The organism is Myxococcales bacterium (assembly GCA_016706225.1).
In the GTDB taxonomy this organism is placed as follows: domain Bacteria; phylum Myxococcota_A; class Polyangia; order Polyangiales; family Polyangiaceae; genus JADJKB01.
Genome location: JADJKB010000005.1, coordinates 360764 through 386739, shown reverse-complemented (window position 1 = coordinate 386739; position 25976 = coordinate 360764). Strand labels below are relative to the sequence as shown.

General features: G+C 67.0%; 21 protein-coding genes. 14 read left to right on the top strand and 7 right to left on the bottom strand.

Features of this window, described 5'->3' with window-relative positions; genetic code table 11:
• Position 1 precedes the first annotated feature (1 nt).
• Genes IPI67_09470 through IPI67_09460 form a run of 3 tightly spaced genes read right to left on the bottom strand, consistent with a single transcriptional unit; the run spans position 2 to position 2590 of the window.
• Positions 2–967 (bottom strand): DMT family transporter, encoded by a 966-nt coding sequence (locus IPI67_09470; GenBank protein ID MBK7580420.1) that lies wholly within the window; start codon positions 965–967, stop codon positions 2–4.
• A complete protein-coding gene (locus tag IPI67_09465; GenBank protein MBK7580419.1) occupies positions 960–1481 on the bottom strand; it encodes an adenylyl-sulfate kinase in 522 nt (173 codons plus the stop codon). The genes IPI67_09470 and IPI67_09465 overlap by 8 nt, the downstream gene beginning before the upstream one ends.
• Positions 1478–2590, bottom strand: coding sequence for an aminoglycoside phosphotransferase family protein (locus IPI67_09460; GenBank protein ID MBK7580418.1), 1113 nt, complete (start codon positions 2588–2590; stop codon positions 1478–1480). Before IPI67_09460 ends, IPI67_09465 begins: the two co-directional genes overlap by 4 nt.
• Positions 2591–2804: 214 nt before the next feature.
• Between IPI67_09460 and IPI67_09455 the strand changes: the two genes are divergently transcribed.
• Genes IPI67_09455 through IPI67_09445 form a run of 3 tightly spaced genes read left to right on the top strand, consistent with a single transcriptional unit; the run spans position 2805 to position 9269 of the window.
• On the top strand, positions 2805–3386 hold the full coding sequence (locus tag IPI67_09455; protein MBK7580417.1) for an RNA polymerase sigma factor: 582 nt from the start codon (positions 2805–2807) through the stop codon (positions 3384–3386).
• Between the two features lie 4 nt (positions 3387–3390).
• Positions 3391–7866, top strand: coding sequence for a FecR domain-containing protein (locus tag IPI67_09450; protein MBK7580416.1), 4476 nt, complete (start codon positions 3391–3393; stop codon positions 7864–7866).
• A gap of 17 nt (positions 7867–7883) precedes the next feature.
• Complete coding sequence (locus tag IPI67_09445; GenBank protein ID MBK7580415.1) at positions 7884–9269, top strand: hypothetical protein; 1386 nt, start codon at positions 7884–7886, stop codon at positions 9267–9269.
• A 54-nt stretch (positions 9270–9323) separates the two neighbouring features.
• Here IPI67_09445 and IPI67_09440 read toward each other — a convergent pair whose 3' ends face one another.
• Positions 9324–10142: a sel1 repeat family protein gene (locus IPI67_09440; GenBank protein MBK7580414.1), complete on the bottom strand. Its 819-nt coding sequence runs from the start codon at positions 10140–10142 to the stop codon at positions 9324–9326.
• Here IPI67_09440 and pgsB point away from each other — a divergent pair.
• From pgsB to malQ, 5 genes are all read left to right on the top strand, one after another.
• Positions 10116–11429, top strand: a complete 1314-nt coding sequence (gene pgsB, locus IPI67_09435; protein ID MBK7580413.1) for a poly-gamma-glutamate synthase PgsB — start codon at positions 10116–10118, stop codon at positions 11427–11429. The two genes, IPI67_09440 and pgsB, sit on opposite strands and share 27 nt — an antisense overlap.
• Positions 11429–11881 (top strand): poly-gamma-glutamate biosynthesis protein PgsC, encoded by a 453-nt coding sequence (pgsC, locus tag IPI67_09430; protein MBK7580412.1) that lies wholly within the window; start codon positions 11429–11431, stop codon positions 11879–11881. The genes pgsB and pgsC overlap by 1 nt, the downstream gene beginning before the upstream one ends.
• On the top strand, positions 11878–13026 hold the full coding sequence (gene pgsW, locus IPI67_09425; GenBank protein ID MBK7580411.1) for a poly-gamma-glutamate system protein: 1149 nt from the start codon (positions 11878–11880) through the stop codon (positions 13024–13026). The genes pgsC and pgsW overlap by 4 nt, the downstream gene beginning before the upstream one ends.
• Positions 13027–13103: 77 nt before the next feature.
• The gene (locus tag IPI67_09420; protein ID MBK7580410.1) at positions 13104–14075 is read left to right on the top strand and encodes a TerC family protein; all 972 of its coding nucleotides are present in this window, start codon (positions 13104–13106) and stop codon (positions 14073–14075) included.
• Positions 14076–14092: 17 nt separating this feature from the next.
• Positions 14093–15607 (top strand): 4-alpha-glucanotransferase, encoded by a 1515-nt coding sequence (gene malQ / locus IPI67_09415; protein ID MBK7580409.1) that lies wholly within the window; start codon positions 14093–14095, stop codon positions 15605–15607.
• A gap of 8 nt (positions 15608–15615) precedes the next feature.
• Here the strand turns inward: malQ and IPI67_09410 are convergent, their stop codons facing one another.
• Positions 15616–16035, bottom strand: coding sequence for a hemerythrin family protein (locus IPI67_09410; protein ID MBK7580408.1), 420 nt, complete (start codon positions 16033–16035; stop codon positions 15616–15618).
• Between the two features lie 131 nt (positions 16036–16166).
• Between IPI67_09410 and IPI67_09405 the strand changes: the two genes are divergently transcribed.
• Positions 16167–16553: a hypothetical protein gene (locus IPI67_09405; GenBank protein ID MBK7580407.1), complete on the top strand. Its 387-nt coding sequence runs from the start codon at positions 16167–16169 to the stop codon at positions 16551–16553.
• Between the two features lie 35 nt (positions 16554–16588).
• Here IPI67_09405 and IPI67_09400 read toward each other — a convergent pair whose 3' ends face one another.
• Positions 16589–17644, bottom strand: coding sequence for a serine/threonine protein kinase (locus tag IPI67_09400; protein MBK7580406.1), 1056 nt, complete (start codon positions 17642–17644; stop codon positions 16589–16591).
• Positions 17645–17904: 260 nt separating this feature from the next.
• On the opposite strand from IPI67_09400, the gene IPI67_09395 reads away from it, so the two are divergent.
• Genes IPI67_09395 through IPI67_09385 form a run of 3 tightly spaced genes read left to right on the top strand, consistent with a single transcriptional unit; the run spans position 17905 to position 20869 of the window.
• Positions 17905–19560, top strand: coding sequence for a BamA/TamA family outer membrane protein (locus IPI67_09395; protein MBK7580405.1), 1656 nt, complete (start codon positions 17905–17907; stop codon positions 19558–19560).
• Positions 19557–20264, top strand: a complete 708-nt coding sequence (locus IPI67_09390; GenBank protein ID MBK7580404.1) for a hypothetical protein — start codon at positions 19557–19559, stop codon at positions 20262–20264. Before IPI67_09395 ends, IPI67_09390 begins: the two co-directional genes overlap by 4 nt.
• The gene (locus IPI67_09385; GenBank protein ID MBK7580403.1) at positions 20261–20869 is read left to right on the top strand and encodes a hypothetical protein; all 609 of its coding nucleotides are present in this window, start codon (positions 20261–20263) and stop codon (positions 20867–20869) included. Before IPI67_09390 ends, IPI67_09385 begins: the two co-directional genes overlap by 4 nt.
• 36 nt (positions 20870–20905) lie before the next feature.
• On the opposite strand, the gene IPI67_09380 is transcribed toward IPI67_09385, so the two are convergent.
• A complete protein-coding gene (locus IPI67_09380) occupies positions 20906–21781 on the bottom strand; it encodes a DUF481 domain-containing protein (protein MBK7580402.1) in 876 nt (291 codons plus the stop codon).
• 247 nt (positions 21782–22028) lie between these two features.
• Here IPI67_09380 and IPI67_09375 point away from each other — a divergent pair, with 247 nt between their 5' ends.
• Entirely contained in the window at positions 22029–23384 is a 1356-nt protein-coding gene (locus IPI67_09375; GenBank protein ID MBK7580401.1) for an OmpA family protein, read from the top strand.
• 85 nt (positions 23385–23469) lie between these two features.
• Entirely contained in the window at positions 23470–25965 is a 2496-nt protein-coding gene (locus IPI67_09370; GenBank protein ID MBK7580400.1) for a glycogen/starch/alpha-glucan phosphorylase, read from the top strand.
• Positions 25966–25976 lie beyond the last annotated feature (11 nt).

Below are 25976 nucleotides of genomic sequence, written 5' to 3'. Positions count from 1 at the left end.
ATTATGGACCGGTTGGGCTCTCCGAGCGATCGGCAGCTTCTGACGCGACTACGCGGACACTCTGCGTGGCCGCCGGCGGTCGCGGCGCCGAGCTGAGCACCCGGTACGCGGCGATCAGCACCAGCGCGGCACCGCCGAACGCTGCTCCGCCCGGCCACTCGCGGAAAGCCAGAATACCCACCACCACCGCAACGACCGGTTCGAGCAGCATCAAGACCGAAGCCCGGCTGGCGTCGGTGTGCGCGAGCCCGCGGATGAAGAGCACGCCGGCGAGAGCACCGGGACCGAGCCCGGCGAGCACCAGCAGGCCCAAACCGGGAGGCGGCGCACTCAGCACGCTTGCAGGCAAAAAACAGGCGATCGTGAGCAGGGCCGTCGGCAGGTGCCACGCCAGGATCTCGGTGGGCGCAAAATGTCTGCCCAGGCGTTTCGCCGCGAGCAAGCTCGCCGCAAAGAAGACCGCGCTGCCGGCGCCCAGAGCAGCGCCCGTCCAGGCCGCGCGTTCGTGTCCGCGCCACGGTTCACACAAGACCACGAGTCCCGTTAGAGCGAGCCCGAGCGAGCCCCAGGTTCTCGGCGTCACACGCTCGCCGACCATGAACGGCGCCCCGAGCGAGACCAACACCGGTGCCAGGTAGTGTGTGAGCACGGCCACCGCGAGCGTCGTCTTTTGCATCGCCCAGAAGAACAACAGGCCGTTCAGCGCGTCGAACACACCCTGTATGCCCAGGAGGAGCCAGGCTCGGAGCGGGCGGCGGCGACGGGGGCGGTCCCGGAGCGCGAGGGGCGCCGTCGCACCGAGGATCGTCGCATAGATCACGAACGCCTCGAGCGCCGGGCTGACGCCGCCCATGGCCTCTGCGGGCCTGAAGAATAAACTCCAGGTCCCCCACGCGCCCGCGGCAAGGGCGATCATCAGCGCACCGTCCGTGCGCTGCGCCGGTTTTGCTTCGGGAAGCTCAGGCACGCGACTCGGAGCGCTCCGCGATCAGTTCGAGCAGCCGAGCCAGCGCCCGCGTGTCATGTCCGCCCGACGCAACGATGTCGGGAGATCTCGGGACCTCGTAGCGCACATCCGCTCCCGGCACCCCGCCCGAGCGGCCTTCCCGCACCGCGCGATACAGCCCCTTCGAGTCGCGCGCCTCCGCCTCCGCCTCGCTGACCTCGACGTACACCTCGACGTAGCGGGGCGCCAGCCTCCGAGCGCGCTCGCGGAACGCCTCCAGGTGAGCCGTCGCGGGGACCACCACCACCAGGCCCTGTCGCGCCAGGATCGCCGCGAGCCCGGCCAGCGTGGCGTAGTACTCGTCTCGGGATTTCGGATCGTAGCCGTGGCGCGGCACGAACGCCGCCCGCACCTCATCTCCGTCCAATACGCAGGTCGGCGTGTGCTCGCTGACCAGTCGTTCGCGGAGCAACCCAGCCAACGTCGACTTTCCGCTCGACGGCTTGCCCGTCAACCAAACGACCACTCCGCTCATGCCAACACCTCGTCAGCGAAGGCGGGGTCGAAGCGCTCGGCGGCCAAGCTGCGCTCGATGAGGGCGAACATCCGCTCGCGCGCCTGGACCTCGACGTGGGGATACCAGACCGGGTTTGCCACCACGAGACCGCGCCACGCCAAGAACGGCGCACACACCTCGAGCAGTTCCAGATCCCCGCTCTGCTCCAGATAGACCGTCCAGAAACGCTGCCACAGCTCGCGGAACACCTTCTGCCAGCTGCCCGGGTGCTCGAGCGCGAAAAATACGTAGTTGATCGCCATGCACGTCACGTCGTCCGCGGGATCTCCCTGGCAGCCGCGGCTCGCATCGAGCAGCGAGATCTCGCCGGCCTCGGACAAAAGCACGTTGAACGGATGATAGTCCCCGTGGATGCGGGACAGCCGCTGAGACCGCCCGCGCAGCTTCCAGCGCCAGTCGCCAACACGCGCTTCGATCGCCCGCAGTCTCTCCGGGGAAGCCCCGGGCACGTCCGACGCGTACGAGTCGATCAGGCCGAAGATCCCCTCCCCACTTCCGACCAGATCCCGCAGCGCTCGCTGGTACCGGAGTGCATCCTGGTATTTCTCCGCGTGCAGCTCCGAGAGCAGGCGCGCGAGCGCTTCCACGTGTTCAACCTGGTCCGCCGTCGCACAGCCCGCATGGGCCATACGACGGAGCTCATCGGCGTAGACCTGCCCCTCGGCGAACGACGTCACCAGGTAGAACTCCCCGGCGTCGGCGAGAGAAATCAGTCCGTCGTCACTCTTGCGGATGGCGCCCACGTCGAGCGCCCGAACGTGGGCGGGGATTTGATTGAAGCGATCGAAGGCGAGCAGCAACCCGGCAGCCCGGTCTGCGCGGCGATCGTGTCCGAACTGATCACTCGAGGCCGTGTGGAAGACCAGCGCCAGCTGTCCCCCGTCTGGCTGGCTCACGTCGAGCCGGAGCGGGACGCCGTAGCCGGACCCCTTGGCGGTCCCGCGATCCTGCGCCTCGGCGTCATCGATCCCGAACGGGTGCACCGAGAGCAGCTTCGCGCCCGGTAGCACCCGGGCGACGACTGCCTCGAGGGCGGGGGTCACCCGACCGACGAAGTCCTCTGTCATGACGGCGCTGAGTCTAGCGAAGCCCGAGCCGGCCGGCCGAACCCTGGCCCGACACCTGCGGAAACCGCGATTTTCGGCGATTTTGGCGAGGGCTGGCTTGCCCTGACCGGGTTCGTTGCCGGACCCTGCAAGCCAGGGCGGGCAGCCGCGTTCTCACAAAAGCGGTCACGAACCGCCAGCCGAGGGCCACATGGGTTTGGACAAGGAGCTTTTGATGGGCGGACAGACAGCGGCGGACCTGGACGGAAGCGGTGCGGAGCCGCGGACGGCGGAGGACCGGGCCATCGAGGCGGCAATTCGGGCGGGGGATCTGCGGCAAGCCCTGTCACTCTGCACGCGGCACCACGGTACGGCGGTGGGCCGGCTGTGCATGGCCCTGGTGGGCTCGAACGCCGAAGCCGACGACCTCGTGCAGGAGACCTTGCTGGATGCGCACGCCGGCTTCGCTGATTGGCGGGGTGACGGGTCACTCCGCGCGTGGCTCTTCGGCATAGCGCGTAGAAAGTGTGCGCGGCACATCGAACGCACGACGCGGCGCACGTCGCGCCTGCGCCTGGTGCATGACGCCGAGCGCGACGGTAGCGCCGAAGACCTGATGTTGTTGAGGCAGCGCGCCGAGGCCGCCCGAACTGCGCTCTCGAACATCCGCCCGAGTGAACGCGAGGCCGTCGTGCTGCGTTACTCCGGCGAGCTCAGTTATCGCGAAGTGGGACAGGCGTGCGGCATCGACGAAGCCGCCGCCCGCAAACGTGTTTCCCGGGCGCTCGCCCGGCTGCGTGAAGTCGTTAAGGAGTGATGCCATGACCGACGAAACCAATCGCCAAGCCTCGTGCACCGAGATCGAGGAGCACATGGCCGACCTCCTGGACGGGTCGGCAGCCGACTACCTGCTCGAGCACGTGGCCGAATGTGATCGCTGCCGCGACGCGCGCTACGACGCCGAGAAACACCAGACCCTCGTGAGCGGCTCGGGCGCGGATTACGTTGCCCCTGCGGATCTCGAGGCCCGGGTGCTCGCGGCACTCGACAAGCAGACCGGCAACACTCAGCCGGCGGGCACACCGGCCCCGGCCCTCGAGACACCCGACCTGGCACCGAAACCGGCAAGCTTCACGGCCCCGCTCGCCGGCGCCGCGACCGGCGAAGAGAAGGCCGAGCCCGTTCCGAGCACGCAGGCCGAGCCTGCTCCGATGACCACGACGGCAACCTTGCCCAGCGCGCCGGCACGCGCGAGCGAGTCCGCCCCAGCCGCGGCCAACACCGAGCCCGGACCAATCAAGACGGAAGCCTCGCCCGCCGCCGCGGCGCCGGCAAAACCGGAGAGCGCGGCGCCACCTCGCGAGGCCGGGCGACCCGAACCGCTGGATCGCCGGCCGGCCGTCACTTCGCTGAAGAAGTCGAACGGCGTGCGCTGGCTGATGCTCGGCGGTGTCGGCGCGGCGCTGGCAGCGGCCGCTGCTGCGGCCATCGTGATCCGCGCCAAAGGCAAGGGCGGCACCGAAGTGGCTGCCGAGGCCTGGCACGGCAACGTGGCCAAGCTCGCGGGCACCGGGCTCTCCGTATGCGCGCCGGACGGCAAGAGCTGCGCAACGGCAACAGATCAAGGTGCGGTCCCGGCCGGCTCGGTGCTGGTGACGGACGCACACACTCGTGCACGAGTCGCCCTGGGTGACGGCACCGAGCTCTCACTGGACCGTGGCACGCGGCTCTCGCTCGGTAGCGAGCAAGGACGCCGGGCCAAGCTCGAGAGCGGCACGGTCGTGCTCGACGTCGCACACATCGAGGGCAAGACCGCACGCATCGACCTGCCCAAGGGTCACGTGGAGGTGCTCGGCACCAAGTTCTCGCTCACCGCCGCAGACGACAGCGCCAGCGTGAACGTCAGCCGCGGAAGCGTGAAGCTCGCCGATGCCGAGGGCCGCGAGGTCACGGTCCGGGCCGGCGAGCAGGGGCGTTCGTATGCGGGCATGCCACCCTTCGTCGGCGCGTCGAACTCACTCGGTGAGAGCATCGCGTGGAGTGAAGCGAACATCGCCGAGGACGACCGCGAGGAGGTCGCGGCGCGAGGCTTGGGCGAGCTCAAGGCCAAGAAACCGGGCGACAAGACCGAGCGCGACAACGCGGTTCAGCTGACTGCGCACGGGGTCAAGGTCCGCATTGCGGGCGCCATGGCTCGGACCGAGGTCGACGAGACGTTCACCAACAACACGGACGAGGTGCTCGAGGGGATTTACCGCTTCCCGGTGCCGCCGGACGCGAAGATCGAGCGGCTCGCGCTCGAGGTGGACGGCAAGCTCGAGGAGGGCGCGTTCGTCGATCGCGACCGCGCCGCCGCGATCTGGCGCGGAGCCATCGTCAACGCAGCGCCCCAGCTCCGCCAGCAGGTGCGGGAAGAGATCGTCTGGGTTTTCGGACCCTGGCGCGACCCGGCGCTGCTCGAGTGGCAGCGCGGCGGGCGCTTCGAGCTGCGGGTCTATCCTATCCCGAAGCGGGGCTCGCGGCGGGTGATCTTGGCCTATACCCAGACCATCAAGCCGACCGGTGGGGTGCGCCGGTACAGCTATCCGATGGCCCACGATCCGAGCGGCTCGACCAAGGTCGGGCGCTTCGACGTGGACGTGCAGGTGCGAGGCAACGACGAGGCCTTCGGTGTTCGCTCACAGGGCTACGAGCTGACCAAGAGCAAGGCGAACGGGGCGGACCAGCTCACGATGAACGCGTCGAGCTTCTCTCCGAGCGGCGACCTGACGGTGGAGTACGCGTTGCCGGATCGCGACGCGGAGCTGACTGCGTGGGCCTACAAACCAAGCGGCGACGAGGCCGCCAAGCTGCGGGCGAAGGCCGAGGTAAAACCGCTGCCCACAGCCGCGGGCAAGACGGCTGGCGACGCGAACAAAGACGAGGCGCCCCCCGTGGCGGCCAAGCTCGGCGAAGACGCCCCGTACGTGGCCGTCGCGCTGCGCCCGAAGCTGCCGCGCACTCGTGAGGACGTGCAACGCAGCTTTGCCATCGTGATCGACTCGAGCCGCTCGATGTTCGGCGAGAACTACAAACGCGCGGTCAACGTGGCAACGAAGTTCGTGCGTGAGCTCGATCGGCAGGACAGCTTCACGCTCCTGGCTTGCGATACCGACTGCCGTGTGATGCCGGGCGGCATGCAGATCCCGAGCGGTCAGGCGGCGCTCGAAGCGCGGCATTTCCTCGAGGGCATCGTGCCCGAGGGCGCCAGCGATCCCACCGTGGCGGTGCGAGCAGCTCGCTCCGCCGCCAGCTCGAGCAGCGGCAAGGATCTCCGCGTCGTCTACATCGGCGACGGCGCGCCGACCTCCGGCGCCATCCGCCCGGCCTACGTGACCCGCGCCATCGAAGATGCGATGCCCGCCGGCAGCGGCACGGTGACGGCCATCGCCATTGGCGCCGACTCGGACTCGGACACGCTCGCCGCCATGGCCCGTGGCGGAGGCGGCGTGATGTTGCCGTTCGTCCCCGGCGAGACCACCGCCGAGGCGGTGTTCGCCGCGCTCGGAGCCACCTACGGCTCCACCCTCAGAGACGTGACGGTGGAGCTCCCGAGCGGGCTCACGGAGGTCGCGCCGCGCAAGGTCGACACCATCGTGGCCGGCGGGGAACAGCTGCTGGTGGCGCGCATGGACAAGTCCAACGTCGAAGGCACGGTCGTGGTCCGCGGCAAGCTCGGCAAAGAGGGCTTCGAGCAGCGCTACCCGATCCGCATCGTCGCCAGCGAGGCCAAGGGCAACGCCTTCGTGCCGCGCCTGTTCGCCGCGACGCGCATCACCGATCTGGAGCGTGAGACCGGCGCGGAGGCCAAGAAGGAGGCGATTCGACTGTCGAGTGCCTTCGACGTGGCCAGCCGCTTCACTTCACTCCTGGTCTTGGAGAGCGAAGCCATGTTCAAGGCCTTCGGCCTCGACAACACCCGGACTCTGCACCAGTGGACGGGGGAAGATGCAGCCGACGCCACCACGGCCAAGGGCGCCGTGGCTCTCGCAGAGGACGACGCCGATGGTCTGAGTGACAAAGAAGGCTCTGGTCCGCTCAGCGGCTCAATGCGCCAGAAGTCGATGGACTTCGGCGCTGACGAGGCGCCCGCCGGCGGCGGATTCGGCATGGGCTCGAGCGGCGCAACCGCCTCGCCCGCCAAACCCATGGCCAAATCGCCCATGCCATCGTCGGCACCCCCCGCCATCGCGGCGGAGCCCAATCCGTTCGCCGAAGAGAAAGCGAAGAAGGACACGACCCGCGCGGACCCGCGCTCCATGCGCCGGCCGCCCTCGCCGCCCTGGAACCGCGGTCGCCGCATGATCCCCATGCGCCGCATCTGGGAGCGCAAGGGCAGCGTGCTCGAAGGCCGCGTCACGGCCAAGGCCGCGACCCCCAGCGCGATTGGTCTGGCCGAACGTGACGTGCAAGCCAACACCAACCACCGCGGTGCGCTCCGCAAGCTGTTCACGCTCTACGCCATCGCGGGGGACATGGAGCAAGCGCGTTCGCTCTCGGAACGCTGGAGCGAGAAAGAACCGCTGGACCCCGAGGCGCTGACCGCGCGCGCCGATGTGGCGGCCCGCGCCGGGGATCGTGAGAACGCGATCCGCATCCTGGGCAGTGTGGTCGACGTGCGGCCGGACGACATCGCCTCGCAGAAACGACTGGCGCGACTGCACCGCTGGGCAGGTCGTCCGGCAGTCGGCTGTCGCCACTCCCTCGCCCTGGCTCAGCTTCGCTCCAGCGACGCCAGCCTGCTCGCCGAGGCTGCCAGCTGTGGACGCCGAACCGGCGAAGCTCGACTGACGGACGAGATGCTGGGCGCTGCGGAGGACCGCATCCGCAAGGCCGCCGAGGCGCTGATCAGCAAGTTCGACAACCAGAAAGACGACCTGTTGGGCGACCTCCGCCTGGAGGCGAGCTGGCCCGGCGGCGACTCCGACGTCGACATCGCGCTGATCGATCCAGACGGCAATCGCATCTCGTGGCTGGGCGCGCCCACCAAGGCCTTGATTACTGCATCCGACGTGGCGAGCAGCCAACGCGAAGGCCTGGCGCTGCGCGGCGCGAAGCCTGGCGAGTATGTGATCGAGGTCGTGCGCGGCTCCGGCTCGGCCCCGGTGCGCGGAGAGATCATCGTGACCGTCGCTGGTGCCAAGCGGACCGTGCCCTTCTTCTTGACCGGCACACGTGAGACCGTAGGCATCGCCAAGATCGCGATGGAGAGTCGCCTGGTCCCGGCAAACACCGGCTGGGGCGGCGGCTGGGAATGACAAAGAAGAGGAACAGTATGCGAGCACGGCACCTCCTGGGTTGTTTGGGTCTCTTTTTGGTCGCCTGCGCCAGTGGGCGCAGAGACGCCGCGGTGGCGGAGGGTCCGCGCGGCAACAAAGCCGGTGGCAACGTCATCGCCACCGGTGAACCGGAGGAAGGCGGCGACGAACCCGAGTGGGGCATTCTGGGCGGCGCCGATCCCGGCTACCCCGCGGTGGTGCAGAAGGTCGTCGGCGTGGTGAACGACCAGGACGTGCGTGCGATGGTCACGCGTCGCGGCCTGGATCTGCTCAACGTGATGTGGGAGGACACCGGCCGCGCGGAGGGTTCCTCCCTCGGGCCCAACATCTCCGATCTCACGCTGCAGGTCCGCTACAAGGAGTCCCGAGACTCCGGGGAGCAGTCCGCGCTCATGCCGGTGATCCGCTTCCCGAACTTCAGCGATCGTACGGGGGACGTGCCCGCCGACAAGTTCTTCGTGCGGGTCGGTAACCACCGGAACAAGAAGAAGCTCGACACGGTTCCGCTCACCGACGTGCTCCGAGACATCAAGAAATTCTCGGCGAAACCCTGGACCATCCGCGGCAGCGGCAACCTGCTGGCGCCCAAGGACAGCCACTTCCTGGTCAGTGCGCAGGCGGTGTTCCTACCGATCCCGAAGCAGGGAAAGGCCGAGTTCAACCCCGCGCTCTTCAACTACCAATCGGCACCTGGCTCCCCGGCCGTGCTCACGCTGTTGGTAACTCGCCAGGGCACGAGCATGAAGGTGATCGAAAATCGCCCCGAAGAGTCCGCCTCCCAGGGCATGGGGCAAGAGCTCTACTTCAACAACGAAGGCATGCGCTCCGCCTTCACCGCCGAGCGCAAGAGCGACGTCGCCAGGCGCATCAAGGACCAAGGCGGGCCGAAGACTCAAGACGATCGCACCGCCCTGCAACGCGGCGCCGACGTGTTGTTCCTGATCCAGGTGCCGCTCAAACACGCAAATCGTGGCCGCCTGGGTGGCGTCATGCAGGAGGAGGGCGACGCCGAGATGGCTCCCATGGCCGCGGGCGGCATGGCCGCCCCGGCAAAAGCCCCTTCCCCCGTGGCCGCGGACAAGAAGGAGAAGAGCGACGTCGAGCAGGCGGTGCTCGGTCACGGCAAGGCCCGTGGTCCCTACGAAGAGGGCGGCAACCTCCTGATCGAGCGGGATCCCAAGTTCCCGATCCGCATCACGGTTCAGTTCTACAAGGCGACCAGCAACGGCGTGGTCGACGAGCACGACCTCGACGCCATCGCCAAGAGCATTGGCAGTGTGTACGAACACGCCGAGTTCGTCGGCTCGTTGGTGCTGCCCGAAGGCGACCGCCGCCGCCCCACATCGTGGCAGAAGATCCCGCGAGAGTGGTTCCCCTGGTGAGCTGACGCCGGCGCCGCGAGCACGGGTCGCGCAGCACGTTTGCCTCGCACACTTCTACGGGACCGGCCCCGCAGCGGCGTCGGCCGACTCACTCGGCACCCCAGCCGCGTCGGCCGCCTGGACTGCGGGCGCCGCGGCGTCGGGGCCCGGCCGCGACTTTCGGGCGCGCGAGAACGCCAGGCAGCCCGCTGGCTCACCGAGCTTGCAGGCCATGCCGTAGATCTGCACGGCCAGCTGGGGGTCGGGGTCGGTGCCGAAGCCGTGCTCGGCTCGGTTTGCGACATCCATGCAAGCGCGGCCGATCCCAGCCTTGCAATCGCCGAGCACTGGCTTCAGCGCGGCGCGGTAGTGAGCGTTGGACGCTTCGCGGTCCACGGGCACACCGACGCCGTACCGCAGCAGGTAGCCCGCACGATCACAGGCGAGGCCAGCCGGCGCCTCCGTGCACTTGGCCACACACTGAGCCAGCGGGGAACACGGCGGTGGCTCGCGCCCCGTCGAGCCCGGCACGCGAAACTCGTTTCGCTCGTAGCTCGCCGTCTCCGGCACACAAGTCCCCTTCCTGATCTGACTGACCTTGCACCGGACGCGGGCGCTGTCGTCGTAATGCGCGCGCAGCTCCTCGAGCTCCCAGCGGGGCAAGGCAGTCTGCTCGCTCGGCGTGAGGAATGGCTTCCCGAGCGTGTGGTGGCGAACCGTGACCCAGAGCAGGTCGGGATCCCCGTCGTTCGGCTTGGCGTCGAGCCCTGCGAACGAGCACTCGCCGTCGTAGCTCTCGTACTCACAAGCACCCCCCATCACCGGTCCGGCGGCGTTACACGCCGCCAGGCAGACCAGCGCCCCGAGATGAGTGGCCAGAAAGGCACGACGCACGTCGGTCAGGCTAGCCGAATTTCGTTCTATCGGCTCGAAAGACGCTCTAATCTCCCCCTCCCCTTGTCCCTCAGCAGCGCGGCCATCTCGCTCGGCGTCATCACCGGAGTGCTCGTCGCCGCCGGCGCAGTGGAGCGCATCGTTCACCGGCGTAATCTGGCGAAGATCCCGGTGCGCATCCACGTGAATGGAACGCGTGGGAAATCGAGTGTCACCCGCCTGATCGCCGGCGCACTGCGCGCGCACGGCACCGTGACCTGCGCCAAGACCACCGGAACGCTGGCCCGGTTCATCCTGCCCGACGGGCGTGAGCTGCCGATCTTTCGCCCTTCCGGGGCCAACGTGATCGAGCAACGACGAATCGTCTCGGTCGCAGCAGCCCACGAGGCTCGAGCCCTGGTCATCGAGTGTATGGCGCTGCAGCCGGAGTTGCAGTCGCTGTCCGAGCTCGAGCTGGTGCGGGCCACACACGGTGTCATCACCAACGCCCGACCCGATCACCTCGACGTGATGGGCCCGACCGACGCCGACGTCGCCCGCGCGCTCGCCTCCATGATCCCGGTGAAGGGCAAGCTCTTCACCGCCGAGCAGCTCCAGCTCGAAGTTCTGTCCGACGCTTGCGAAGACCGCGGCACGGAGCTCGTCACCGTGGGCCCCGACGAGACGAATCGCGTCACCGACGACGAGCTCGCGGGGTTCAGCTACACCGAGCACCGAGAGAACGTCGCCCTCGCGCTGGCCGTCTGCGAAGACCTCGGTGTCGAGCGTGGTGTCGCCCTGTCCGGGATGCAGAGCGCCGAGCCCGACCCCGGCGCGCTACGGGAGTTCAGCCTGGATTTCTTCGGGCGGCGCATCGTGTTCGTGAACGGGTTCGCCGCCAACGACCCGGTCTCGACCGAACAACTCTGGCGCCAGGCCATCGAGAGGCACCCCGAGCTCCGCTCGAAGATCGCGATCTTCAACTGCCGCGAGGACCGGCCCGACCGCTCACTTCAGCTCGGGGCGGCGCTGCCCGGGTGGTCCCCACCGGACGCCGTCGTTGCCATGGGCACTGGCACCTACCTGTTCGCCCGGGCCGTCGTGAAGCACGGCCTCGACCCTGCCAAGCTGGAGATCATCGAAGAGGCGGGGGAAGAGGAGATCTTCGAGCGCGTTGTGGGGCTCGTCGATGAATCGGCGCTGGTGTTCGGCATGGGCAACATCGGCGGGCAGGGGCTGCCGCTGACACGCTACTTCTCCAATCGCGCCCACCCGAAGCGCAGCCGAAAAGGGACCCGCGCCGCATGATGGAGCTGCTCCCCATATCCGTCGGCATCGGCTTGGCCATCAGCCTGCTGTTCACCGAGATGTTCGGAATCGCCGCCGGTGGCATGATCGTCCCAGGCTACATCGCCCTGCACCTGACCCAGCCCGTGGACGTCCTGCTCACGGTTGGAGCGGGCTTCGTGACCTGGGCCATCGTGCACACCCTCTCGTCCTTCACCATCATCTACGGTCGGCGGCGGACGGTCCTGATGATCCTGATCGGCTACCTGGTCGGCATGTTGCTCCGCTGGTCCAGCGCGGCCTTCGGCAACTCTGGCGTCGAGCTCTCGGTGATCGGCTTCATCATCCCGGGGCTGATCGCCATCTGGCTCGATCGGCAGGGTGTGATCGAGACCGTCGCGGCCATGCTCACCGCCTCGGTCGTCGTGCGACTGATCCTGATCTTGGCCGTCGGTGCGGAGCTTCACGGATGAAGCGCGTCTACTGGCGTCCCCAGCGGATCTCGCGCTCCGCCATGCTGCTGATCGCGATGTTGGCCGCGGCCACGCTGGTCGCCGTGGAAAAATTCCCGGTGTCCCGCCGGCAGCGCAACTACAGCGAGAAATTGGCCGCTTCCCGCCTGGCTCTGGAGGCGTTCAACGCCATCAAGTCCGAGAAGATCAACCGCGGCATCGGCATGGATCCCGAGGCCGACCCATTCCAGACGGGGCTCATCGGGCGCTCCGTCACGCCGGTCACCTCGAACACCGGGTATCTGTCCGCCAAACGCATGAGCGTCAACCCCAACTTCGCCGCACTGGTGGTGCACTGGTTGATCCGCGCCGGCGTGGAGAAGAACGACGTCGTGGCGGTGGGCGGATCGGGCTCCTTTCCTGCGCTCTGCATCGCAGCGTTCGCGGCGGTGCAGACCCTCGAGCTCACCCCGATCGTGATCTCGAGCGCGTCGGCTTCGGAGTGGGGCGCAAACGACCCGAACTTCATGTGGCTCGACATGGAAAAGGCGCTGTACGACCGGCGTGTATTTTCCTTCCGCTCGCTGGCGGCCTCCCGCGGTGGCATCGAAGACTACGGGTTCGGCATGTCGCAGGAGGGCCGGAACCTGCTCGACGAAGCCATCAAACGCGCGGAGATAGACAAGATCGACGCCAAGAATCTGGCGGACGGGATCGATCAACGTATGCAGCTCTTCGACGCCAAGGCTGGCGGCAAGCCGATCAAGGCGTACGTGAACGTCGGAGGTGGAACGGCCTCTGTCGGCACTCATGTCGGCAAGAAGCAGTTCAAGCCGGGTTTGAACATGGAGCCGCCGGGGGGCGCCCAGCTGGCGGACTCGGTGATGCTACGGTTTGCAGAACGAGGTGTTCCCGTCGTCCATCTGACGAGTCTGGAGGCGCTCGCGAAACAGTACGGGTTCCCGACCGAGGCCCGCGGCCTGCCACGCGTCGGCGAAGGCAAGGTGTTCGTCCGCGAGGAGTACAACCGCTGGATTGCCGGCGTCGGCCTGGTCGCGATCCTCGCCGCGATGCTGGCCTTCATCCGTTTGGACGTAGGGGCCCGCATCTTGCAGGGTGCCATCCGGCGCAAGGATCGCGCCCGGCAACCCCAACAGATGGTCTAGCCGGCAGCGAGCCGGCGAAATGACCCGAGTTTCCCGGCTGGCGCGCCCTCGGCAGGGCGTGTTAGCAAACGCGGCTCATGCTCGGATCCGCGACCTGGCTCGACTGGGCAATCTTCGCCGCCGCAGTGGTCGCGACGATGCTGCTCGACCGCATGCTGGTCGGGAAGTCTTCGAACGCCATCTCGTTTCGCGAAGCGAGTGTGCGCAGCGTCGTGACCATCAGCGCCGCCTTGTTGTTCGCCGGCGTCATCCACTTTCGCATGGGCCTGGACAAGTCGGTGACCTACCTGGTCGCCTACCTGGTCGAGGAGTCACTCTCCGTCGATAACCTGTTCGTGTTCCTGGTCATCTTCTCCTATTTCGGAGTTCGCGAACGACATCAGCAGCGCATCCTGTTTTGGGGCATCGTCGGTGCCGTCGTCATGCGCGCCGTGTTCATCCTGGCGGGCAGCGTGCTGCTCCACCGTTTCGAGTGGATGATGTACGTATTCGGCGGCTTCCTGGTCCTCACTGGGATCCGACTGGCGTTCAAGAAGGAGGGCGAGAGCGTCGATCCGGAGTCGAACCTCGCGCTCCGCTTCGCGCGCAAGTACCTCCGGACCACGGACCAGCTCGATGGCGACAAGTTCTTCATCGTCAAAGGTGGACTCCGCTACGCCACCCCGCTGTTCTTGGTGCTGCTGGTGATCGAGTTCACTGACGTGCTGTTCGCCGTCGATTCCGTGCCCGCGGTGCTCGCCGTGTCCAATGACGTGTTCATCGTCTACACCTCCAACATTTTCGCGATTCTCGGCCTGCGCTCCCTGTATTTCATGCTTGCCGGCATGATGAGCCGGTTCCATTACCTGGACCTCGGCCTCGCGATCATCCTGACGTTCATCGGCGCCAAGATGCTCGCCTCGCACGTGATCAAGATCCCCAATCTCGCGAGCCTCGGCGTCATCGCCGGTGTGCTCACGGCGTCGATCGTATTGTCGATCTTGAAACCACCCAAGACGCCGCCGGAGTCGGCAAGGCCCAGCCAGGGCCCACCCAGCGGGGCGACGTGAGCGCACCCCGCGCCCGGCTGGACACGCGCGCGAGCGGCGTGCTGCTACACCCGACGTCGCTGCCGGGGCCGCACGGCGCCGGCGATCTGGGGCCCCAAGCGCGGGCGTTCGTCGACTATCTGGCAGCGGCGGGCCAGTCCTGGTGGCAAATGCTGCCGGTGGTGCCGCCCGGTTTCTCCGGCTCACCCTACGACAGTCCATCGGCCTTTGCAGGCAGCCCCTGGCTCGTCAGCCTGGTGGATCTCGCGGCCGACGGACTGCTCGACGCGGCGGAGCTCGCGTTCGATTCCGAGGCCGGTTCTTCTCCACGAACCTCCCGCGAGTTTCGCGAAGCGCGCTTGCGTCGAGCTCACGCCCGCGCTCGGGCTCACCCGCCCGCTGGCGATCGTGACGAGCTCGACGAGCTGAGACGGACCAGCAGCTGGCTCGCCGACTGGACGCTGTTCTCGGCGCTCAAATCCCGACACTCTGGCTCCTTCGTCGACTGGCCGGACGCGCTCAGGCGCCGTGACCCATCCGCCCTCGGGCGCGCCCGTCACGAGCTCAGCGACGAGATCTCGTTCCACGAGCACGTGCAGCTGTGGTTCCGTCGGCAGTGGCAGCGACTCAAGACCTACGCCCAGAGTCGCAACATCGCACTGCTCGGCGACGTGCCCATGTTCGTCGCCCACGACAGCGCTGACGTGTGGAGTCAACAGGCCGCGCTCTTTCTGGACGAGAGCGGCCGCTCGACAGTCGTCGCCGGTGTGCCGCCGGACGCATTCAGTGCGACGGGGCAGCTCTGGGGCAACCCGCTCTACCGCTGGGACTACCTGCAAGCCCGCGGCTTCGACTGGTGGCTGGCCCGCCTCGGCCTCAGCCTCGAGCGCTTCGATGCCGTTCGGCTCGATCACTTCATCGCGTTCCGACGCTACTGGGAGATCCAGGCGGGAGCCGCGGACGCCCGAGTCGGTCGTTTCGTACAGGTGCCCGGTGAAGCCCTGTTCGAGGCGGCGCGCCAAGCCTTCGGCGGACTGCCGTTCGTCGCGGAAGATCTCGGCATCGTGACCCCGGAGGTCCACGCGCTCCGCGAGCGTTTCGGACTGCCCGGAATGCGCGTTTTGCAGTTCGCCTTCGGCTCCGACGAAGCGAACGACTTTCGGCCTCACCGTTACGACCGAAACACCGTCGTCTACACCGGGACCCACGACAACGACACGAGCGTCGGGTGGTTCTCCGCGGCTCCCGCCGCCGAACGCGATCGCACCCGGGCGTACCTGGGCTCACCCGACGGTGACATTCACTGGGAGCTGATCCGAGCTGCCCTCGCTTCGGTGGCCAACCTCGCGATCTTTCCACTGCAAGATGCCCTGGGACTCGGCAGCGAGGCGCGCATGAACACACCCGGCACGGTCGACGGCAACTGGGGCTTCCGAGTCTCCGCTGCTCTGCTCACCCCCGCACTGGCGGCTCGCCTCCGCAGCCTGTGCGGATTGTATGAGCGCACACCCCGCTGGCACGAAGGCAACCCCGCCGCGTTCGTCAAAGCTTGAGCGTCAGCTCATTCGTCGAGCTTCAAGAACTCGAGCGCCAACCGGTCGGCCGTCTCTTCGTGGGACTTGAACCAGGCCTCGAGCAGCTCGCACAAGACTCCCATCAACTCGGTCTCGCGCCGTTCACACTCGGCCCGGAGCGCCGTGAGGCGCCGCAGAAACGAACCGTGCTGGTTGCGATGTTGCTCGAACGCGGGGTACTTCCCGCGCTCCATCAAGAGCTCTTCGTGTTCGAAATGCTCGGCCACGTCTTGAACCAGCCGGTCCAGGAGCCGCGCGAGCTCTTCCCACTGCTCGCCCGCGGCGTGCGCGTGCCGGAGTCGGTGAATGCTGGCCGAGAGGTGGCCGTGCTGGGCTGAGACCCCGTCCGGCAGGGTCGGGATGCGCTGACGCGGCTGGTCCACCCGCAGATACTTGGAGAAACGCAACGTAACGTCAACTTCCCCGAGACAAAGCCGGCGGAGTCCCGGTCGCCGCAGTCTGCAAACCTTGCAGCTCCCGAGCCCGCTCGGAAAAACCCCGCTTGACACGACAAAACCCTGCTGAAACCGTGGCTCCCATGAACGACCTCGACCGGCAGCTGCGGGCCCGCATCGACGCCTTTGTCGCCGACATCGGCGAGCTGGTCCGGCGGGCCGCGCTCGATGCGGTCAGCGAGGCCCTGGGCGGCGCCCGGACCCGACAGCCCGCAACGACTCGCCCGAAGGCGGGCGGAAAGCGCCGCGGACGCGGAGCCAAACGCTCGGCCTCCGAGCTCGAGACCCTCAGCGCGGCGATCGCTCGCCGGGTCGCAGAACATCCGGGTGAGGGCGCACGCGAGATCGCCGCAGCGCTCGAGCTGACGTCGAAAGACCTCGTGCTCCCGATGAAGAAGTTGGTCGAGACCGGGGTCTTGACGACGAAGGGCCAGAAGCGAGCGACCAAATATTTCCGCGGCAAGCGCTGACGGAGACAATGGCGTGGGTCTGACTCTGCGCGAGCTCAGTCCTCTTCGCGGTCGAACGGCGGATTCGACTCCCCGACCAGCTCGAGCACGGCACGCCGCTTCGACGGGGGAGACTCGGATGAGCCGCGTCGAACCAGCGGGAGCGCCGTCTCGCTGATCGCTTCTCTTTCCACGGGCGCACGCTTGACCAGCGGCAGCGGCAGGCTCTTCTTGCGCTCGCGTGCAGTGCCGATCGCGGTCGCGTGACGGGCCGGCGGCGGCAGAAAGCGCACGAGCTCGCGACGCAGCTCGAAGGCGCTGGGCGGCCGCTGGGTTGGTTCCTTCGACAAGCAGCGGCGGATCAGGGCTTCGATGGCCGCGGGAAGCGTGCGATCGTAGGCCTTGAGCGGCATGGGGGGCCGCTGCAAGACGTTGGTCATGATTTCCGCGTCGGTTCTGCCTTGAAACGGCCGGCGCCCCGTCAAGAGCTCGTACAGGATTGCCCCAACGGCATACACATCAGTCCGCTCGTCGATGGGCCGACCGAGGATCTGCTCGGGCGCCATGTAGCTCGGCGTACCAAAGACCCTCCCGCCGCTCTCCGTGTTCGCCGACGACACCCGGCAGGCAATGCCGAAGTCGAGGACCTTCACGACCGGTTTGTCCGGCTCCGGATGCACGACCATGATGTTGGCGGGTTTCAGGTCGCGGTGCACGATGCCGTGTCCATGAGCCGCCTCGAGCGCGGCCAGAACCTGGCACACGAGCTCGCAGGCGTACTCGAAACCCACCGCTCCACGCGACGCCACCGTGCTCTCGAGTGTCTCGCCATCGCACAGCTCCATGACGAAGAACGGAACGGCCTCCTGAGTGGCCCCGATGTCGTAGATGGCGACGACGTGGTGGTGGGCAATGGCCGCGGCCGAGCGGGCCTCCACGGCAAATCGTTCGACCGCTTCGGAATCGCTCGCCAGCTCGGTCCGGAGCAGCTTCACCGCCACCCGACCGAAGAGCGCGCTGTCCGCAGCCCATACGATGCCGACGCCGCCCTCCCCCAGGGCGCGGCGGAGCGTGTAACGCCCACCCACGACGTCGCCTCCTCGAAACGGCACGACCGGAGTCTAAATCACGGAGCGTGGTCCGTGTACGAATCATGCGGAACGACCGGCAGATGTCCCGCGCCGTGGTCGCCCGAGTCCCACACATGCCCGGTTTGCCGGCGAACGGCGCGCGGATCCGGCGGCTCGCGACCCGTGCAGTCGCTGACGGCGAGCCCGACCTGGACTACGCTCTCCGACGTGAGGCGTCGAGCGCCCAACGTCGTGGGGAGTCCAACTTGAATCGACGCGCCCCCGCCCTCGTCGAACTCCCGATGCGGCGTCGTGCCGCGCTTCTCTTGGCGCTCATCGCAGCGGTATCACCGCTCCCCGCCCGTGCGCAGGCAGCAGCACCCGCACCGGCGCTGCCCGAACCTGCGGAGGAGCAACCGCCCGGCGCGGTCCGCGAGGGTGACGCGCCGGACACCTGGGGAACAACGGCCACTCCGTCGCCGCCAGCGCCGATCGAACTTCCACCTCCTGAGCCTCGCGGTCAGGCCCGAGCAGCCGAGCCGCGCGGCGGTCTCGAGGTGGAGGGCGGCGGGGCAGCAGAGGCGCGCGTACGCTACACGCTCGAAGCCATCGAAGTGCGCGGCAACCGCCGCACGCGTTCGCGCGTCGTAATGCGCTATGTGCCGTTCAAACCCGGCGACGTGATCGACGTCGACGACAGCGAGGTCGAGCTCACGCGCTACCGCCTGCTTGGCACGGGTTTTTTCCGCGACGTGCAGTTCTCCCTGCGGAAAGGTTCAGCGCGCGGTCAAGTCGTCCTGGTCATCGACGTGCAAGAGCGTAACACCATCATCGTCAACGATCTGTGGATGGGGCTGAGCGCAGATGCGGACAAACGCGGCAACGCGCGCCCGCTCACCGCGTACGCCGGGCTCGACGTCGCAGAGACGAACCTCGCAGGCACGGGCATCACGCTCGGCGCCGCTGTGGGGCTGGCGCAGGAACAACTCGCCCTGCGGGTGCGCTTCCTCGACCCGGCATTCCTGGGCGGCCGGTGGATGACCAGCGGCATGCTGCTTTTCAATGACGCCAAGGACTATTTCGGCAACGCCGACGTGCTCTGGGACGATCCGTTGCAGCTGAATCAGGTGCCGGACTACGCGGTGGTCCGCTACAAACGCTTCGGCGGCATGCTGGGGGTCGGGCGCGACCTGTCGGTGTCCACACAGCTCTGGCTCAACTATCGGCTGGAGTCCGTCGACGCGACTTTGCCGCGCGCCGCCTCCCACATTCGCGGTCTCGACCGCGAGCCGATCCTGTTCGACATCCTGCCGGGACGCAGTGTGCTGTCCACCGCGCGAGCCACCCTGCAGCACGACACGCGCGACCACCCGTTCTTGCCCACCCGTGGCTGGCTGGCCAACGTGACCGGCGAAGTCGGCCTGACCCCGCTCGGCAGCGACTACGCCTATCAGAAGCTCGCAGTCGCTGCCTCCCGCTGGTGGGAGCTGCCGTGGAAAAAACACGTGCTTCGCCTGGAGCTTTTCGGCGGTGCGATCTCCGGCGAAGCCCCCTTCTTCGAGCAGTACTACGTGGGCGACTACAGCGATTTTCTGCCCGGGCGTGTCTTGGGCATGAACGTCGACCGCCGCCCGCCCCCCAACTTCCTGGACACTTCGATCCTCGAGGTCCGCTACGGCACCTACGCCGCCAAGATCGGTGGTGAGTATCGGATCCCGCTCTATCGCGGCCAGCGAGCCGTCTACGGCATCGACTTCTTCGGCAGCGCCGGCGTCTACGGTGTCGCGCATGATCGCGACTTCTCCGACCCGCCCCGCGGCTACTCGCGCTGGCAGCTGATCCCCATCGACCTGACGGCCAACCTCGGCTTCCGGATGGACACCTCCGCGGGTGGTTTTGCGTTCGCCTTCTCCAACGTGCTCGGCTTCGTGCCGGTCCGCAACGAGGGGAATCGGTGACCCCGCTCGGCCGGCGACCCCTCCGGCACCGACTGGCGTTTGCGGCGCTCCTTGCCGGCTCGACCCTCTCGATGGCAAACCGGGCGGCAGCCCAGGAGAAGAAGGACCCACTGCGCGACGCGCGCCTCAACTGGAACTATCAGAAGACCCAGCTCTACATCGACGTTTCGTTTCGCGACGTCGTCGACGCCGAGATCCGAAAAAAACTGAGCCGAGGCTTGCCAACCACCATCGTGCTCACGGGGACCGTGTACCAAGTGGGCAAAAAGGAGCTCGTCTCGACCACCGCGCAGACCTGCAAGATCACCTGGCACGTCTGGGACGAGGTGTATCTGGTCGAGACCACGCGGCCGGGCGGCAGCGGACAGAGCGCCGCGCTGACCGTCGACGGTGTGATTCGCCGCTGCGCCGAGGCGCGTCGCCTGCCCATCGGCACGAGCGACCAGGTCGACGTTGGCAGGGCGGTCTACGTGACAGCGAAGATCCAGGTCAACCCGGTCAGCCCCGAGGTCTTGAACAAGATCAAACGCTGGGTCAGCCGTCCGACGGGCACCGGCACTGCGGCACCGGGTGATGCGCTCTTCAGCACCTTCACGGGTCTTTTTCTGCAACGCATTGGTGACGCCGAGCGCGAGCTGAAATTCACGACCAAGTCGAGCGTGCCCACGGTCGACAAACCGCCACCTCCCAAGGACAAGAAGTGAGCAAACCGCCGGGTTTTCTGCTGGCCCTGGACCTGAGCGGCAAACGCTGCCTGGTGCTCGGCTCGAGCGACGAAGCGGCACGCCGAGCGGAGAACCTGGCGCTCTCGGGCGCGGTGGTTGTGGCGATTGCTTCCGAACCCTGCGCGGCGCTCGAGCTCATGGCAAAGAGCCCGGGGATCACGCTCGAGCGGCGGGCGTTCAGCGACGCCGACCTCGACTCGGTTTGGCTCGTCGTGCTCGCTGACCGGGACGCCGAGCTCGCGGGCAGTCTCGGTGCCGTCTGCGCCCGGCGCCGCATCTTGTTCTGCGCCATCGACCAGCCCGGGCAGAACTCCTACGACCACGTCGCAGTCGCCCGGGCGGGCTCGATCACGCTGGCGGTCAGCTCATCGGGCACCGCACCCGCGCTGGCAAAACGCCTGCGCGACGAGCTCTCGCGCGTGGCAAGCGCAGCAGGGCTCGCGGAGTTCGCCGACACGCTGGCCAAGCTGCGGGAGAGCACGCCGCGGGAGCAGCGCAAGGCAGTCCTGACCGAGGCGGCGGCTCGTCTCTCGATCACGAACATGCAGATAGCGGGGCGGCCGCCCGATGAACCCGACGGGTGAGAGCCGGGCGCGAAGCGACCGGAGCTCGCTCGCGGCTCAGAGCAACGTGTAGACCAGGCTCACCGCGGTGACCGTGTCGAGCTCCTTCACCCCGGGCAGCGGGGCGTGGTCGTACTTCAGGCTGAAAGTCGTCGCGAGTGAGAAGTCTCCACCAATGGCCGAGCTCAGGCCGACGTCCCAGTTCAGGCGCCAGCGCTCGGTCTCTGGCAGGCCTTGCAGGTATTCGAGGCCGGTATTGAACTTCACATGTTCATTCAGGCTGTTGCTGTAGCCGGCAAAAACGCGCCCGCTGTGTTGAACATCGGTCTTGTCGACCGGCTCTCCGGCGGCGCTGGCGGCGGCGACGTTCTCGTCCCGGCGCACGTCGTACTGAAGGTCGTAGCCCACCTCGGTCCAGAGCTGATGCGTCTTCTCGTCGATGAAATAATAGGCGACGCCGGGGTCCAGGTTCAGGCGGACGTCGAGCCCTTGAAAGCGATCACGACGTGCCGAGGTCGAAAGGAACAGCGCGACCTGCTTCGAGATGAAGCGGTCGTAGCGCACCTTGCCTTGGTAGTTCTCCACCGTGGTCTCCATGTCCGCGCCAGGGTCCGCAGCGGAGCGGGAGTAGTTGACTGCTGCCGCCAGGCTCAGCTGATTCAGGCTGCGCCGCAGGCGAAACTGAGTCGCAGCGGTGGCAGCGAGCGAGCGCGAGTTGCCGGTGCTCATCAAGCCACCCGCCGACACCTTGCCCTCCGTCGTGTCCTTCGCATCGGGTGCGTCCTTGGCGGCGGCCTGAAATCCTTCAGCCGCGACGTCGGTCTTCCCGCTCGTGGCCGCCTCCGTTTTCAAGAGACCTTCGGGTTGTGCACTCGCGATCGCGGTCGACGTGAGGAGGAACAGGCTCGAGGGGATCAGGGTCTGGAGTTTCATCATGGTTCCTTTGCGCGATGTACCCCAGCAAGGGCTGTGCCACGCGCCGATGAACTGCCGGACCTACTGAGCAGCGGAGCGAATGACAATCCCGAGCCTGCGGTAGCGGCGCGATCGATGTCGCCTGTTGACTACGAACTGCAGCCTGGAACCCACTTGCTGGGGCGGATTTACTGAAATTCACCGCCCGGTCGCCTGGCATGACGCTTGCGATGCGAGGCTGCGCAATCAAATCGGAGATCTGCCCATGCATCGCTCGCTGACCGCTCTGCCCTTCACTCTCATTGCCGTGTTCACCAGCTTCGCTTCGAGCGCCCACGCCGAGGAGGCGGCACCGAACAAACCGCTCACGAACTACTTCGAGGTGGGTCTGTTCGGCGGTGTGCTGATGCCCTCGAAGAGCCACAACCTACAGGACGAGAACCTGCCGCATCAGCGCTTCAAGTCCGTGGCGCCGGAGATCGGGGGACGTCTCGCGTTTTTCCCGATCGACATGCTGGGTGCCGAGGTCGAGGGCATGGTCGCACCGACCAAGACCGCTGACGGAGAGGCTGACGGACTGTGGGCGCTGAGGCTCCACGCCATCGGTCAGCTCCCCATGAGCGGATTCACTCCGTTCGCTCTCATCGGCATGAGCCGCATGGGCGAGGGCTCTAACTCGATGGGGAGCGACAGCGACCCGACCGTTCACTTCGGCGCCGGCGTGAAGGTGCCGCTCGACCCGTTCGTCGGCCTGCGCTTCGATCTGCGCGACAACCTCACCCAGAAGAACGAGTCCTCCAAAGGTGCACAGACTCACCACCCCGAGGCGCTCGTCGGTCTGACGTTCACCTTCGACACGAAAAAGAAGGCCACCCCGAAGCCCCCCGACTCCGACAAGGACGGCCTCGAGGACAGCAAGGACCAATGCCCGAAAGAGGCGGGACCGGCACCGACCGGTTGCCCGCCGCCGGCCGACGCAGACGGCGACGGCGTTCCGGACCCGGACGACGCGTGTCCGAGCGAGGCCGGCCCGGCCAGTGACGACAAACTGAAGAACGGCTGCCCCGTCCCGAAAGATTCGGACAACGACGGCATCTTCGACATCGACGACAAGTGCCCTGCGCAGGCCGGGATCGCGCCGGACGGTTGCCCGGATCCCGATCCGGACAAGGACGGTGTGCTCGGCGAGGCCGACAAGTGCCCGACGGAACCGGAGACCACGAATGGGTACCAGGACGCCGATGGTTGTCCCGACGAGGTCCCGGAGGACGTCAAAAAGTTCACCGGAGTGATCCAGGGCATCGAGTTCGACACCGGGCTGGCGAAGATCCGCGGCAAGTCCAAGCCGGTGCTCGACGGCGCGGTCGAGGTCATGAAAAAGAACAGCGACCTTCGCATCGAGATCAGCGGCCACACCGATGACGTCGGGGACGCCACCAAGAACGCCACGCTGTCTCAGGGGCGGGCCGACGCGGTCAAGGCGTACCTGGTTGCCCAAGGCATCGATGGCGCTCGCGTCACGACGCGCGGAGCCGGCTCGGCCGAGCCCATTGCCGACAACAAGACCCCGGCCGGCAAACAGAAGAATCGCCGAATCGAGTTCAAGCTCCTGACCAAGTGAGATTAGGGCTGACTTCGGGCGGGCGGAGACTCCGGTTTACGCCCCGCCCGCCGCGGCACTATCGTGCCGGCCAATCGGAGGAGTCATGGCCGACAGAGCACCCGAAGTCGTCATTCAGGTCGAGGACGATCGAACCGGGATGAGCGAGACCACGTTGAAGCGCGCGGTGGTCGACCACCTGACCTACACCCAGTCGAAGGATCTCCGCGCCGCCACGCTGCTCGATGTCAATTTCGCGCTGGCTCACACCGTGCGAGATCGGCTGGTTCAGCGCTGGATGAAGACCCAGCGCACCTACCAGGAACAAGATCCAAAGCGCGTCTACTACCTCTCGGCGGAGTTCCTGCTCGGGCGCTTCCTCCGCAACAGCCTGATCAATCTCGGCCTGTACGAACTGGCGCAGCGCGGTCTCGGGGAATACGGCATCGATCTCGGCGCCGTGCTCGATCAAGAGCCGGACCCGGGTCTCGGCAACGGCGGCCTCGGACGACTGGCTGCGTGTTTTCTCGACTCCATGGCGACCCTGGAGCTCCCCGGCTACGGCTACGGGATCCGCTACGAGTTCGGGATCTTCCGCCAGGAGATCGCGGACGGGATCCAGATCGAACACCCGGACGACTGGCTCAAGTTCGGCAACCCCTGGGAGTTCGCGCGGCCCGAGTATGCCGTCGAGGTGCAGTTCGGTGGCCACGTCGAGACCTCCGAGGACGACCACGGTCACCTGGCGCGCTGGGTCGACGACAACCGCGTGCTGGGCATGCCGTTCGACTATCCGATCGCAGGCCACGCAAACGACACCGTGAACACCCTGCGGTTGTGGGCGGCACGGGCCTCGCAGGAGCTCGATCTCGAGGTCTTCAACGACGGCGACTACCGGCGCGCGGTGGAGGAAAAGGCCATCTCCGAGAGCATCTCGAAGGTGCTCTATCCCAAGGACGAGACGCCGGCCGGCAAGGAGCTGCGGCTGAAACAACAATACTTCTTCGTCGCTTGCTCGATTCGGGACATCTTGCGTCGCTACAAGAAGTCGCACGACACCCTGGACGAGCTCCCGAACAAGGCCGCCATTCAGCTGAACGACACCCATCCCGCGATCGCCGTCGCAGAGCTGATGCGGGTCTTGGTCGATCTCGAGCGATTGCCGTGGGAGCGCGCGTGGGACATCACCCAGCGCACGCTCGCGTACACCAACCACACCCTCTTGCCCGAAGCGCTGGAGAAATGGCCGGTCGAGCTGTTCGAGCGGGTGTTACCGCGGCACCTGCAGGTCATCTACGAAATCAACCACCGGTTCCTGCGACAAGTTCACGTGCGCTGGCCCGGGGACGACCAGAAGAAGCGCGCTCTCTCGTTGATCGAAGAAGGGCCGCCGCGACAGATCCGCATGGCGAACCTTGCGGTCGTGGGCTGTCACAGCGTCAACGGCGTCGCAAAGCTCCACAGCGAGCTCGTGCGCCGCGACCTGTTCCCCGAGTTTGTCGAGCTGTGGCCGGAGCGCTTCAACAACAAAACAAACGGAGTGACCCCCCGCCGCTGGCTCTTGGGTTGCAACCGACACCTCGCCGCCGCCATCGAGCGGCGCATCGGCCCTGGTTTCAAGACCCACCTCGACGAGCTCACGAAGCTTGCCCCGTTGGCGAGTGACGAGGACTTTCAGAACGAGCTCTACCGCATCAAACAGCAGCACAAGAAGACGCTGGCGGAGATGATCGCCAACGAGACCGGCGTCAGCCTGAACACCGACGCCCTGTTCGACGTGCAGGTCAAGCGCATCCACGAGTACAAGCGGCAGCTGATGTGCGCGCTGCACGTGATCGTGCTGTATCGGCGCCTGCGCTTCGAGAAGCGCGATATCTTCCCCCGCGCGGTGATCATCGGAGGCAAGGCGGCGCCCGGCTACGCCACCGCCAAGAAGCACATCCGGCTGATCAACGACGTGGCCTCGGTGGTCAACAACGACCCCGCGGTCGCGGGCCGCCTCGCCTGTGTGTTCGTCCCGAACTACAACGTCTCCCGCGCCGAGCGCATCATTCCGGCCGCGAACCTGTCGGAGCAGATCAGCACGGCCGGCAAGGAGGCGTCCGGTACCGGGAACATGAAGTTCCAGATGAACGGCGCGCTCACCATCGGAACCCTCGACGGGGCCAACGTCGAGATCCGCGAGCAGGTCGGGGCGGACAACTTCTTCCTGTTCGGATTGACGGCGGAACAGGTCGCGACGGTCTACGCCCGAGGCCACGACCCGCGGCCTTTCATCGCCGCCTGCGACGAGCTGCAAGGCGCGCTCGAGCTGCTCGAGAATGGCTTCTTCTCACCCGACGAGCCCGACCTGTACCGAGACGTCGCGGACTACGTGCGGCGCCGCGACCCCTACCTCATCGCCGCCGATTTCTCCGACTACCTCGCGTGCCAAGCCCGCGTCGAAGAGGACTACGCCGACCGCGCAACCTGGATGCACAAGGTCGTGCTCAACATCGCCCACTCCGGCACCTTCTCTAGCGACCGAACGATCCGGGAGTACGCAGGGGAAATCTGGGGGGTCGGGCCGGTTCACATCGAGCTCGACCCGTACGTGCCCTGACGGCGCGTCTG